General features: G+C 70.9%; 14 protein-coding genes. 1 reads left to right on the top strand and 13 read right to left on the bottom strand.

Features of this window, described 5'->3' with window-relative positions:
* Positions 1 to 73 precede the first annotated feature (73 nt).
* A complete protein-coding gene (locus AADR41_RS12220; protein ID WP_342281385.1) occupies positions 74 to 679 on the top strand; it encodes a mycothiol-dependent nitroreductase Rv2466c family protein in 606 nt (201 codons plus the stop codon).
* A 12-nt stretch (positions 680 to 691) separates the two neighbouring features.
* Here AADR41_RS12220 and AADR41_RS12215 read toward each other — a convergent pair whose 3' ends face one another.
* From AADR41_RS12215 to AADR41_RS12155, 13 genes are all read right to left on the bottom strand, one after another.
* The gene (locus tag AADR41_RS12215; RefSeq protein WP_342281384.1) at positions 692 to 1,447 is read right to left on the bottom strand and encodes a sirohydrochlorin chelatase; all 756 of its coding nucleotides are present in this window, start codon (positions 1,445 to 1,447) and stop codon (positions 692 to 694) included.
* Positions 1,448 to 1,455: 8 nt separating this feature from the next.
* Positions 1,456 to 2,346, bottom strand: a complete 891-nt coding sequence (locus tag AADR41_RS12210) for an ABC transporter permease (protein ID WP_342281383.1) — start codon at positions 2,344 to 2,346, stop codon at positions 1,456 to 1,458.
* Positions 2,333 to 3,124 carry an ABC transporter ATP-binding protein gene (locus AADR41_RS12205; RefSeq protein ID WP_342281382.1) on the bottom strand — a complete coding sequence of 264 codons (792 nt, stop codon included), beginning with the start codon at positions 3,122 to 3,124 and terminating at the stop codon, positions 2,333 to 2,335. Before AADR41_RS12205 ends, AADR41_RS12210 begins: the two co-directional genes overlap by 14 nt.
* 42 nt (positions 3,125 to 3,166) lie before the next feature.
* Positions 3,167 to 4,279 carry an aliphatic sulfonate ABC transporter substrate-binding protein gene (locus AADR41_RS12200; RefSeq protein ID WP_342281381.1) on the bottom strand — a complete coding sequence of 371 codons (1,113 nt, stop codon included), beginning with the start codon at positions 4,277 to 4,279 and terminating at the stop codon, positions 3,167 to 3,169.
* A 235-nt stretch (positions 4,280 to 4,514) separates the two neighbouring features.
* Positions 4,515 to 5,864 (bottom strand): sulfate adenylyltransferase subunit 1, encoded by a 1,350-nt coding sequence (locus tag AADR41_RS12195; RefSeq protein WP_342281380.1) that lies wholly within the window; start codon positions 5,862 to 5,864, stop codon positions 4,515 to 4,517.
* Positions 5,865 to 6,800 carry a sulfate adenylyltransferase subunit CysD gene (cysD, locus tag AADR41_RS12190; protein WP_342281379.1) on the bottom strand — a complete coding sequence of 312 codons (936 nt, stop codon included), beginning with the start codon at positions 6,798 to 6,800 and terminating at the stop codon, positions 5,865 to 5,867.
* Entirely contained in the window at positions 6,797 to 7,366 is a 570-nt protein-coding gene (gene cysC / locus AADR41_RS12185; protein ID WP_342281378.1) for an adenylyl-sulfate kinase, read from the bottom strand. The genes cysD and cysC overlap by 4 nt, the downstream gene beginning before the upstream one ends.
* Positions 7,366 to 8,067: a phosphoadenylyl-sulfate reductase gene (locus AADR41_RS12180; protein WP_342281377.1), complete on the bottom strand. Its 702-nt coding sequence runs from the start codon at positions 8,065 to 8,067 to the stop codon at positions 7,366 to 7,368. The genes cysC and AADR41_RS12180 overlap by 1 nt, the downstream gene beginning before the upstream one ends.
* A complete protein-coding gene (locus tag AADR41_RS12175) occupies positions 8,064 to 8,243 on the bottom strand; it encodes a hypothetical protein (RefSeq protein ID WP_342281376.1) in 180 nt (59 codons plus the stop codon). Before AADR41_RS12175 ends, AADR41_RS12180 begins: the two co-directional genes overlap by 4 nt.
* Positions 8,240 to 9,937: a nitrite/sulfite reductase gene (locus AADR41_RS12170; RefSeq protein ID WP_342281375.1), complete on the bottom strand. Its 1,698-nt coding sequence runs from the start codon at positions 9,935 to 9,937 to the stop codon at positions 8,240 to 8,242. Before AADR41_RS12170 ends, AADR41_RS12175 begins: the two co-directional genes overlap by 4 nt.
* Positions 9,938 to 10,052: 115 nt before the next feature.
* Positions 10,053 to 10,136 (bottom strand): putative leader peptide, encoded by an 84-nt coding sequence (locus tag AADR41_RS12165; protein ID WP_311203059.1) that lies wholly within the window; start codon positions 10,134 to 10,136, stop codon positions 10,053 to 10,055.
* Positions 10,137 to 10,329: 193 nt separating this feature from the next.
* Positions 10,330 to 10,923 carry a GNAT family N-acetyltransferase gene (locus tag AADR41_RS12160; protein ID WP_342281374.1) on the bottom strand — a complete coding sequence of 198 codons (594 nt, stop codon included), beginning with the start codon at positions 10,921 to 10,923 and terminating at the stop codon, positions 10,330 to 10,332.
* 101 nt (positions 10,924 to 11,024) lie between these two features.
* Entirely contained in the window at positions 11,025 to 12,323 is a 1,299-nt protein-coding gene (locus tag AADR41_RS12155; RefSeq protein WP_446751021.1) for a GAF domain-containing protein, read from the bottom strand.
* Positions 12,324 to 12,469 lie beyond the last annotated feature (146 nt).

Here is a 12,469-nt window from a genome sequence, read left to right as displayed (position 1 = left end):
CTGCGAAATGGCCCATTCGACCGGGTGGCGAATGGCCCGGAGGTCGGTGCCAATGCGTGGCTACAGTCGAGGCATGAACACGACCGTCGACTTCTACTTCGACCCGGCCTGCCCGTTCGCCTGGATCACCTCCCGCTGGATGCTGGAGGTCGAGCAGCAGCGCGACATCGATCTCCGTTTCCGTGTCATGAGCCTCTACCTGCACAACACCGGCAACGAACTCCCCGACTGGTACCGGGACCTGGTCGACAGGTCGATCGGTCCGGTGCGCGCCCTGGTCGCCGCGGCGGACGCCCACGGCGACGGTGTCCTGCGCGATCTCTACACCGCGATGGGCGTCCGGATCCACCGGCAGAAGAACGAGGACTTCGACGAGGTGATCGCCGAGTCCCTCGCGGAGCTCGGGCTGCCCGCCTCGCTCGCCGGCGCCGCGCACTCGGAGGCGTACGACGAGGCGCTCCGGCGCAGCCATGACGCGGGCAAGGACCCGGAGGCGGACGCGTACGTCGGTACGCCCACGATCCATGTCGACGGGGCGGTGTGGTTCGGGCCCGTCCTGCGGGCGGCACCGCGCGGCGAGGAGGCCGGGCGGCTCTTCGACAGCTTCCGGGTGCTCGCCGGGAGTCCGGACCTCTTCGAGATCAAGCGGACCCGTACGGGCAGTCTGGACGTGGGGTGAGCGGCAGCCGGGTCAGGCGCTGAGCGCCACCGGCCGGGCTGCCGCACCGCGGGTCTCGTCGTAACGGGTCAGCAGCAGCCGCGCCAACTCCGGTGCGGGGCCCAGCACATCGGCCAGCACGTCCGCGCCCGCCGCCCCTTGGGCGATCCGGTCCGGGAGCCGGCCGGGCGCGATGACGTACGGCGCCACCGCCACCCGGCGCACGCCTTCGGCCCGCAGGGCCCGTACCGCGTCCTCGGTGCGGGGGAAGCCCGCGGGAGAGGTGGCGGAGGCGAACGCAGGCCGCACGGAACACCAACCGGTGTGCCGCAGCTCCCGCGCGATTTCAGCGATCACTGCGATCGCCTCCGGGTCTGTGGAGCCCGCCGAGGCCAGGACGAGGCCGGTCGAGCTTCGGTCACCGGGGCGGATCCCGGCTTCTCGCAGGCGCCGTTCCAGCGCAGAGTTCAGCAGCGGCGACGGACCGAGCACCTCGGCCTGCCGGACCCGCAGCCGGGGCAGCCCGGTCCGGGCCCCGCGCAGCACCGTCGGGATGTCGGACTTGGCGTGGAAGGCCCGGGTGAGCAGGAGGGGGAGCGCGATCACGTCCTTTGTGGCCAGGCGTTCCAGGACCCTGGGCACCGACGGCGCGTTGAAGTCCAGGAAGCCCGTCTCCACGCGCAGCCCCGGACGCAGCGACCGTACCCGCGCGGTGAGCGCGTGCACGGTCGCCGCGTGCCGTGGATCGCGGCTGCCGTGGGCGATGACGAGGAGCACCGGAGCGGTCATGGGCGCACTCAGTTCTTGACGAGGAGGCCGCGGCTGCGCAGCACCCACCGCTCCAGCGGACTGAAGATCAGCAGGTCGATCGCGATGCCGACGGTCAGGATCAGGATGATGGCGAGGAACACCATCGACATGCTGCTGGTCTCCCGGCCCTGTTCCAGCAACTGGCCCAGACCCACGCCCAGATCGGGCGAGGAGGCGATGATCTCGGCGGCCATCAGCGAACGCCAGGAGAACGCCCAGCCCTGCTTCAGGCCCGCCAGGTAGCCGGGCAGCGAGGCCGGCAGCACGATGTGCCAGGTGCCGCGCAGCCCGGTCGCGCCCAGCGTCCGGCCGGCCCGCAGATGCAGCGGCGGGATCTGGTCGACGCCCGAGACCAGACCGTTGGCGATCGACGGGACCGCGCCCAGCAGGATCACCGCGAACATCATCCGGTCGTTGAGGCCCAGCCAGATCACCGCCGGGGGCACCCACGCCACCGAGGGCAGCGACTGGAGCCCGGAGAGCACCGGTCCGATCGCGGCGCGCACCAGCTTGACGCGCGACACCAGCAGTCCGAGCGGGGTGCCGATGACCAGCGCCAGCAGGAATCCCAGCAGACCGCGCGAGACGCTGGTCCAGATGAAGCCGAGCAGGGTGCCCTGCGCCCAGGCGTCGGTCACCTCGCCCCAGACCAGGGAGGGCGACGGCAGCTTGTAGTCGTCGGTGACCTTCGCCCAGATCAGGATCTGCCAGACGACGAGCACCAGGACCACGGCCACGGCCGGCGGCAGCACCTTGCGCACCAGCACCTCGCGGACCGGGGTCCGGCTCACCCGCACCGCGTCGAGTGCGTCCAGCCCCGCCTCCAGGCCCGCCAGGTCCCGGGCGGTGTCCTTGGCGGCGGTCTCAGTGCTGGCCATGTCGGCGGATCTCCCCACGCAGTTCTTCGGTGATCTCTACGGACAGCTCGGCCACCGCGGTGTCCTCGATGCGGCGCGGCTGGTCGATGTCGACCGTCCACTCCCGGGCGACCCGGCCCGGCCGCGACGAGAGCAGGACGACCCGCTCGGCGAGCCGGACCGCCTCGCGCACGTTGTGCGTGACGAAGAGGACCGAGACGTTCGTCTCGCGCCAGATCCGGGTCAGCTCGTCGTGCAGCACATCCCGGGTGATGGCGTCGAGAGCGGCGAACGGCTCGTCCATCAGCAGCAGTTGACTGTCCTGGGCGAGCGCGCGGGCCATCGCCACCCGCTGTCGCATGCCGCCGGAGAGCTCGTGCACCCGCTTCCCGTGCGCCCCGCCGAGCCGTACGAGTTCGAGCAGGCGTTCCGCCTCGGCGCGGCGGTCGGACTTGGGTACGCCGCGCAGCCGCAGCGCGAGTTCGATGTTCTTGCCCGCGGTCAGCCACGGGAAGAGGGCGTGCTCCTGGAACATCAGGGCCGGCCGCCCGCCGGGGGTCTCGATGGACCCCGCGGTCGGGCGGTCGAGTCCGGCCACCAGGTTGAGCAGGGTCGACTTGCCGCACCCGGAGGCACCCAGAAGGGTGACGAACTCGCCGGGAGCGACATCGAGTGTGATGTCGTCCAGGACGAGCTGCTGCCCCTCCGGTCCGCCGAAGGACTTCGAGACGTGGGCGATGCGGGCGGCGTGCCCGACCGCCGTACGGTCCTCGGCCTTGGTGAGCGTGGTGGTCGCCATGGTCGTCACCTCCTGGGAATCCTGTTCGGGTGCCGGACGCTGCTACTTGACGCCGAGACCGGCGTCGGCGACCTCGGGCCTGCCCGCGGCCCTGAGGATCGTGTTCAGCGGCTTCAGGTCGTAGATGCCCGTCAGGTCCGTCTGCTCCAGCAGGCCGGCCTTCACCGCGTGCTTGGCCTCGGTGTCGAGCGTGGCGGCCAGCGGGTCGTCGATGAACTGGACGGACTTCCACGCCGGATCGAGGATCTCGGCCGGCAGCGCCTTGCCGCTGAGCTCCTTGAGCGCGGTGTTCGCGGAGGCCTTCGCCTTGTCCGGGTTGGCGTTGATCCACGCGTTGGTGGCGACCGTGCCGCGCAGCACCGCCTCGACGACGTCCCCGTGCTCGGCGAGGAACTTCTGCGACACGATGATGTTGGTGATCACGAACTTGTTGTCCGGCCACAGCGTCGACTCGTCGAGGAGTTCCTTCGCGCCCTGGGCGACCAGCTTGGACGCGGTCGGCTCGGGCACCCAGGCACCGTCGATGGAACCCGAACGGTAGGCGTCCGGCGTCACCTTGTTGTCCGTGCGGACCACCGAGACGTCGCCCTTGCCACTGCTGGCGTCGACCTTCCAGCCCTTTTCGGAGATCCAGTTGAGGAAGGCCACGTCCTGGGTGTTGCCGAGCTGCGGGGTGGCGATCTTCTTGCCCTTGAGGTCGTCCAGGGTCTTGATCTTCTTCGGGTCGACGACCAGCTTCACCCCGCCGGACGCCGAACCGCCGATGATCCGCAGGCTCTTGCCCTTGGACTTGGTGAAGCCGTTGATGGCGGGGGAGGGGCCGATGAAGCCGATGTCGATCGAGCCCGCGTTGAGCGCCTCGATCTCGGACGGACCGGCGTTGAACGTCGACGGCTTGACCGAGGTGGAGCCGAGCTCCTTGGCGATGATGCCTTCCTGGATGCCGACCAGTGCCGTGGCGTGGGTGAGGTTCGGGAAGTAGCCGATCTTCACGGTGTCCGTGGAGAGCTTCTTGCCGCTGGCGGCGGCGTTCGCCCCGGTGTCGTTCTGCTTCGCCTCGGAGCCGTAGCCGCAGGCGGTGAGCGCGACGGCGAGCAGCGGGAGGGCGGCGACAGCGGCGAGAGTGCGGCGCAGCGTGGTACGGGGGGCAGGCACGGGAGGTTTTCCTCTCGTCGGCCCGGTGCTCGCGTCCTTCGGTGCTTACGGGGGCGCGGCCGGGAAGTCGGCAGGTCTTCGTCTGAACTGGCGGTGCGGGTGGTACGAGTGGGCGCGCAGGCGGTGCGCGTACGTCATCGCGCACATCGCGCGACCCCGCCCTGACCGCTGCCGAGGGCGCCGCTGCCGATGCGGCCGCCCTCCTTCGCGAACGTCGAGAAGATGTCGATGCTCATCAGAAGTCCCACTCCGCGTCGTCCGCGGCCGCCGCACCGGGCTCGGGCTCGGCCGCAGCGGCGAACGAGGCGCCCGCCATCCCGGCCGTCAGGGTGGTGCCGTCCGCCGGGTCGATCAGCAGAAACGATCCGGTGCGCCGGGAGTCCGCGTACGCGTCGAGCGCGAGCGGCTCCGCGGTCCGGACGACGACCCGGCCGATGTCGTTGGCGACGAGCCGGCCGGGCGCCGGGTGCTGGGAGAGGTCGTCCAGCGTGAGGCGCGAGGGGATGTCCTTGACGATCGCCTTGACCGTGCGGGTGGTGTGCTTGAGCAGCACCCGCTGGCCGACGGAGAGCGGCTGGTCGGCGACGTGGCACACGGTCGCCTCGACGTCCTGGGTGACCGCCGGCGCGTCGTCGGCCGGTGCGATCAGGTCGCCGCGCGAGACGTCGATGTCGTCGGCCAGCCGGAGGGTCACCGACTGGGGTGCCCAGGCGATGTCCACGCTCTCGCCGAGCGCGTCGATCCCGGCGATCGCCGACGTACGGCCGGAGGGCAGTACGGTGACGGCCTCGCCCACCCGGAACGCACCGGCCGCGATCTGGCCCGCGTAGCCCCGGTAGTCGGGGTGCTCGGCGGTCTGCGGCCGGATCACGTACTGGACCGGGAAACGGGCGTGGCAGGCGGTGAGGTCGTGGCTGACCGGCACCGTCTCCAGGTGCTCCAGGACCGTCGGCCCGCCGTACCAGTCCATGTGCGCGGACGGCTCCACGACGTTGTCACCGGCCAGTGCGGAGATCGGGATCGCGGTGATCTCCGGGACCCCCAGCGAAGCGGCGTACGCGGTGAACTCCTCGGCGATCGCGGCGAACACCGGCTCCGCGTAGTCGACCAGGTCCATCTTGTTGACGGCCAGCACCACGTGCGGCACCCGCAGCAGCGCGGCGACGGCGGCATGCCGGCGGGTCTGCTCGACGACCCCGTTGCGGGCGTCGACCAGCACGACGGCCAGCTCGGCCGTCGAGGCGCCGGTCACCATGTTCCGGGTGTACTGGACGTGCCCCGGGGTGTCGGCCAGGATGAACCGGCGGCGCGGTGTCGCGAAGTAGCGGTAGGCGACGTCGATGGTGATGCCCTGCTCACGCTCGGCCCGCAGCCCGTCGGTCAGCAGTGCCAGGTCCGGCGCCTCCTGGCCCCGGCTGCGCGAGGCGTGCTCGACGGCCTCCAGCTGGTCGGTGAGGACCGACTTGGAGTCGTGCAGCAGACGTCCCACGAGGGTGGACTTGCCGTCGTCGACGGACCCCGCGGTGGCGAACCGCAGCAGGGTGGTGGTCGACAACTGCTCCGCGTGCTGGATGTGCGTGGTCATTTAGAAGTACCCCTCGCGCTTGCGGTCTTCCATCGCGGCCTCGGACATCTTGTCGTCGGCACGCGTCGCGCCCCGCTCGGTGAGCCGGGAGGCGGCGATCTCGGTGATCACGTCGTCCAGCGTCGTCGCGTCCGAGTCGACGGCGCCGGTGCACGACATGTCGCCGACCGTGCGGTAGCGCACCTGCCGGGTCTCGACGCTCTCGTGTTCCTTGGGCCCGCCCCAGTCACCGGCGGTGAGCCACATGCCGTTGCGGTCGAAGACCTCGCGCTCGTGGGCGAAGTAGATCTGCGGGAGCTCGATGCCTTCGCGGGCGATGTACTGCCAGACGTCCAGCTCGGTCCAGTTGGAGATCGGGAACACCCGGACGTGCTCACCGGGGGCGTGCCGACCGTTGTACAGCTGCCACAGCTCGGGGCGCTGACGGCGCGGATCCCACTGGGAGAACTCGTCCCGCAGCGAGAAGACCCGCTCCTTGGCGCGCGCCTTCTCCTCGTCGCGGCGCCCGCCGCCGAACACGGCGTCGAAGCGGTGCTGCTGGATCGCCTCGGTCAGCGGCACGGTCTGCAACGGGTTGCGGGTGCCGTCCGGTCGCTCGCGCAGCTTCCCGGCGTCGATGTACTCCTGCACGGAGGCGACATGGAGCCGCAGCCCGTGCCGGGCCACCGTGCGGTCCCGGTACTCCAGCACCTCGGGGAAGTTGTGCCCGGTGTCGACGTGCAGCAGGGTGAACGGCACCGGCGCGGGCGCGAACGCCTTGAGCGCCAGGTGCAGCATCACGATGGAGTCCTTGCCACCGGAGAACAGGATCACCGGCCGCTCGAACTCGCCCGCCACCTCGCGGAAGATGTGCACGGCCTCGGACTCCAGGGAGTCCAGGTGGCTGAGTGCGTACGGATTGTCGGTGCCTTCCGGCACGGTCGCGACGGTCGTCATGCCGCACCCCTCTCGCTCAGCAGCGCGTACAGCTCCGCCGCGGACTCCTGCACGGTCTGCCGGTGCGACTCGATCCGCAGGTCGGGCGACTCCGGGGCCTCGTACGGGTCGTCGACCCCGGTGAGGCCGCTGATCTCGCCCGCCGCCTGCCTGGCGTAGAGCCCCTTCACATCGCGCTGGGAGCACACCTCGACCGGGGTCGCGACATGCACCTCCAGGTACGCGGTGCCCTCGGTCTGGTGCCGCTTGCGCACCGCGTCCCGGCTGTCCGCGTACGGGGCGATGACCGGGACCAGCACCTTCACCCCGTTGGCCGCCAGCAGCTCGGCGACGAAGCCGATCCGCTGGACGTTGGTGTGGCGGTCCTCGCGGGAGAAGCCGAGCCCCGCGGAGAGGAACTCCCGGATCTCGTCCCCGTCGAGCACCTCCACACGGTGGCCCTCGCCGCGCAGCCGCCCGGCCAGTTCGTACGCGATGGTGGTTTTGCCCGCGCTCGGCAGACCGGTCAGCCAGATGGTGGCTCCCGTCTCCGTCACGCTCATCGAAGTCTCCTGATCAGTCGTCATCAGTCGTGCAGCCCGCACTCGGTCTTGCCCCGGCCGGCCCAGCGCCCGGCCCGCGCGTCCTCGCCCTCCAGCACCCGGCGGGTGCAGGGCGCGCAGCCCACCGAGGCGTAACCGTCCATCAGCAGGGGGTTGGTGAGCACGCCGTGCTCCGCGACGTACGCGTCGACGTCGTCCTGCGTCCAGCGGGCGATCGGCGAGACCTTCACCTTCTGCCGCTTCGCGTCCCAGCCGACGACCGGGGTGTCCGCCCGGGTGGGGGACTCGTCGCGGCGCAGCCCGGTCGCCCATGCCGTGTACCCGGTCAGGCCCTCCTGGAGCGGCTTGACCTTGCGCAGCGCGCAGCACAGGTCGGGGTCGCGGTCGTGCAGCCTCGGCCCGTACTCGGCGTCCTGCTCGGCCACCGTCTGCCGGGGCGTGAGGGTGCGGACACGGACGTCCATCACCGCCTCGACCGCGTCACGGGTGCCGATCGTCTCCGGGAAGTGGTAGCCGGTGTCGAGGAAGACCACGTCCACGCCCGGGAAGACGCGCGAGGCGAGGTGGGCGACGACCGCGTCCTCCATGGAGGAGGTGACGCAGAACCGCCCGCCGAAGGTGTCGGCGGCCCACTTCAGGATCTTTGCCGCGGAGGCGTCCTCCAGCTCCCGGCCGGCCCGGGCGGCCAGGGTCTCCAGGTCCTCGGTCCGCAGAGTGTCCGTCATGTCCCGTCCCCTTCGACGTCGTTGCGCTGCAGTCCCCGGGTCAGCAGACCCAGGAACTTGAGCTGGAACGCGCGGTTGCAGGAGGCACATTCCCAGGCGCCGTGGCCGCTCTCGTGCGGGCGCAGGTCCTCGTCCCCGCAGTACGGGCAGTAGAACGGTGCGGCGCGCCCGCTCATGACAGCGACTCCGCACCGGCCCGCGCCGCCCAGGTCGCGAAGCGCTCGCCGTCCTCACGCTCCGCCAGATAGTGGCCCAGGACCCGCTCCACGTAGTCGGGCAGCTCGGCCGAAGTGACCTTCAGGCCGCGGACCTTGCGGCCGAACCCGGCCTCCAGGCCCAGGGCACCGCCCAGGTGCACCTGATAGCCCTCCACCTGGTTGCCGTCGTCGTCCAGGACCAGCTGGCCCTTGAGGCCGATGTCGGCGGTCTGGATCCGGGCGCACGCGTTGGGGCAGCCGTTGATGTTGATGGTGAGCGGCTCTTCGAACTCCGGCAGGCGGCGCTCCAGTTCGTCGATCAGCGCGGCGCCGCGCGCCTTCGTCTCGACGATCGCCAGCTTGCAGAACTCGATGCCGGTGCAGGCCATCGTGCCGCGCCGGAACGGCGAGGGCCGCACCTGGAAGTCGAGCGCCTCCAGGCCGGAGACCAGGGAGTCCACCTGGTCCTGCGCCACATCGAGGATGATCATCTTCTGCTCGACGGTGGTACGCAGCCGGTCCGAGCCGTGCGCCGCCGCGAGGTCGGCGATCTTGGCGAGCGTGGAGCCGTCCACCCGGCCGACCCGGGGGGCGAAACCGACGTAGTAGCGGCCGTCCTGCTGCTGGTGCACGCCCACGTGGTCGCGCCAGCGGCTGCTGGGCTGCTCGGGCGCGGGGCCGTCGGTCAGCGGGCGCTTGAGGTACTCGTCCTCCAGCACCTGGCGGAACTTCGCCGGGCCCCAGTCGGCCATCAGGAACTTCAGCCGGGCACGGTTGCGCAGCCGCCGGTATCCGTAGTCGCGGAAGATGCCCACGACCCCGGCCCAGACGTCCGGAACCTCGTCCAGCGGTACCCACGCGCCCAGCCGTTCGGCGAGCCGCGGGTTGGTGGAGAGCCCACCGCCGACCCAGACGTCGAAGCCCGGACCGTGCTCGGGGTGGACCACGCCGACGAACGCGATGTCGTTGATCTCGTGGACCACGTCCTGCACCGGCGAGCCGGAGATCGCGGTCTTGAACTTGCGCGGCAGGTTGGAGAATTCCTTGCTGCCGATGTACCGGTCGTGGATCTCGTCGACGGCGGGCGTGCCGTCGACGATCTCGTCGGCGGCGATGCCGGCCACGGGGGAGCCGATGATCACGCGGGGGCAGTCGCCGCACGCCTCGGTGGTGGAGAGCCCGACGGCCTCCAGCTTCTCCCAGATCGCCGGGACGTCCTCGATGCGGATCCAGTGCAGCTGGATGTTCTGCCGGTCGGTGATGTCCGCGGTGCCGCGCGCGTACTCCTGCGAGATCTCCCCGATCACCCGCAGCTGCGCGGTGGTCAGCCGGCCGCCGTCGATCCGGACCCGCAGCATGAAGTACTTGTCGTCCAGCTCCTCCGGCTCCAGGACGGCGGTCTTGCCGCCGTCGATCCCGGGCTTGCGCTGGGTGTAGAGACCCCACCAGCGCATCCGGCCGCGGAGGTCGTTGGGGTCGATCGAGTCGAAACCGCGCTTGGAGTAGATCGTCTCAATGCGTGTCCGCACATTGAGACCGTCGTCGTCCTTCTTGAACTGCTCATTGCCGTTGAGCGGAGTGTGGTGCCCCACGGCCCACTGGCCTTCGCCACGGTGGCGTCCGGCCTTGCGGCGGGGCGTGGTGGTCGCAGGCTGTTCCGGGGTAGCGGCCATGACGGTACGTCCTTCGGGACTGCAGGAGGGCGGCTCTGAACTGCACACTCGCGCTGAGGCGCGGCGGTGCGCAGGGGTTTGCAGAGAAAAGGGGATCGCGGCGGTGCTGGGACTCTCAGCTCGCCGGACAGATGGCGCTGGACACGCGGCCGAGGTCGACGTGGCGTCGACTCACCAAGGCAATTCCAGTTCCAGACATGACGGAAGCGTGGCACGCGAATCTCGGGCCAGTCCACCACTATCCAAGATGTGGACGAGAGTGTCCCGTCATCCGAGACGCTGTGGTGCTCGTCACGGAAAGTTTCCGGCCCGCACCGCCCGTAATGGCCGCAATCCCCCGGTCTGTCATCGGAACGCGGCCACGCAGGCGCAGGACCGCCCTCCTGTCGTACCTACCGCCCGGACCCGGGCCACGGACCCGGCGTCTCCACCTCCGGCTCCAGCTCCACCTTCGTGTCGAAGAGCCGGAAGCCGCGCCGCAGATAGTTGTCCATGGCGTGCGGACCGTCGTTGGAGCAGGTGTGCAGCCACACCCGCTTCGTCGGCGTCCGCTCCGGCCAGCGCTCCGCCAGGTCCCAGGCACGGGCCACCCCGTACGAGAGGAGATGGCCGCCGATCCGGCGCCCCCGGAAAGCCGGAATCAGCCCGAAGTACATGATCTCGACCACGCCCTCGTCCTGCGGGTCCAGCTCCAGGTAGCCCGCCGGGGTGCCGTTCGCGTACGCCACCCACGTCTCGGCCCCCGGCCGGTCCAGGGCCTTCTGCCACTGCGCGTACGTCATGCCGAGCCGGTCGGTCCACCGGATGTCGCCGCCGACCGCCGTATAGAGGAACCGGCTGAACTCGGGAAGCGGCATCCCGGACCGCACGATCCGCACATCGCCCTCCGGGACCGCGGCGGGCCGCAGATCGTCGGGGGAGGTCTGTTGCAGGGACCAGATGGTCACTTCGGAGGTGGCGGCGGGGCTGTGTGCGGGGTTGCTCATGGCTGCCAGGGAACCACGCCCCGGCTCCTGCGCCAAAGCCGGTCCCGAAGCGCGGACGAGGATCACCCGCGTACCGGGCCGGACCCGGTACGCGACCCCCCTCAGCCGGCCGTACGCGCCCTGACCACCACCGGAGCCGTCGAGTGCGGCAGCAGATCGGCCGGCTGGTCCGGGTGGATCACCTCCACCTCGACGTCCTCACCGAAACGGTACGGGCGGTGCGCGAGCACCTGGGCGAGATGGCGGCGCATCCGGGAGATCTCCGCCCGCACCGTCACCGTCCGGGTCGCGTCACCGAAGATGTCCTGTGCCAGCTCGGACGCCGTACGCCCCTCCGGGTGCAGCGCCAGGGCGTACAGCAGCTCCGCATGGCGCGGCGACAGCCGCTGCGTCCAGGTGCCCACCGTACCCACCACATTGACCGTGAGACCGCGGGGCCGGCTCAGATCCAGCACCACCCGCTGCGGCGCCCCGTCCGAAGGCCCCTCCGAGACCTGGATCAGCCAGCCGCCCGGCAGCGGCTCGACCCGGCACATGCCGAGCGACGGCAGCCACACCCGGCCCGGACGTAACGACTTGGGCAGCGGCAGCCGGTCGACCGGCGGCATCCCGGTCACCGCGGCCAGCCAGCCGTGGCTGTCCACCGCCAGGGCCCGGCCGCCCAGCCGGCACACCAGCGGCGCCGCCACCGAGCGCAGCCGGTCGATCGCCTGCAGATGCCGGTTCCTGATCTCGCTCTCCGCCAGCCTGGCGACCGAACTGACCAGGGCGAGCGTCGTCGGATGAAACGTGGACGCGGGACCGCTCATGTCGACGATGCCCATCATCTTCCCGTCGCGCGGGTCACGGACCGGGGCCGCCGCACACGTCCAGTTGTGCAGCGTACGGACGAAGTGCTCCGAGGAATGGACCTGGACCGGGACGCGGGAGACCAGCGCCGTACCGATCGCGTTCGTTCCCGTGCTCTCCTCCGCCCAGGCCGCCCCCTCCGCCAGACAGACCTCGTCCGCCCGGCGCAGCACCCCCGCGTTGCCCCGGCGCCACAGCACCCGGCACTCCACATCGGTGACCACCATGATCTGCTGGGCGGCGTCCGCCAGGGCGACCAGACCGTCGTCCAGCAGCGGCATCACCTCGCCCAGCGTCGAGATCCGGCGCCGGTGCTCGATCTCGTCCACATCGAGCAGCGGGCTCTCCGTCGACTGGTCCGGGTCGATGCCGCTGCGCAGCACCCGGTCCCACGAGGCCCCGATCTCGGCCCGCGGTGCGACCGCCGGGCGGCCACCGGCCAGCGCGGTCTCCCTGGCCCGGTGGATCGCCCGGGTGGCCGCCGCAGTCTGCGGGACAGCAGGCCGGGACACCCCGAAGGCGCTGGTCTCCACTCTCGTTTCCCCCCACATGCCAGGGCCGGCTCGACGATCCACGGCCCCATCCTGCCGCCGCGAGGGGCCCGGCACCGCGCACTCCGCACAATGGTTGCAACCCTTTGCAACTCTGGCGAGAGGGTACGGGTCCGTACGAGAGTGGTGGAACACCTCGCGGCGGA

The sequence above is a fragment of the Streptomyces sp. CLV115 genome (assembly GCF_038448545.1).
Classification (GTDB): Bacteria; Actinomycetota; Actinomycetes; order Streptomycetales; family Streptomycetaceae; genus Streptomyces; species Streptomyces sanglieri.
The sequence above is the reverse complement of the archived record's forward strand: the minus strand, read 5'-3'. Positions and strand labels throughout refer to the sequence as shown.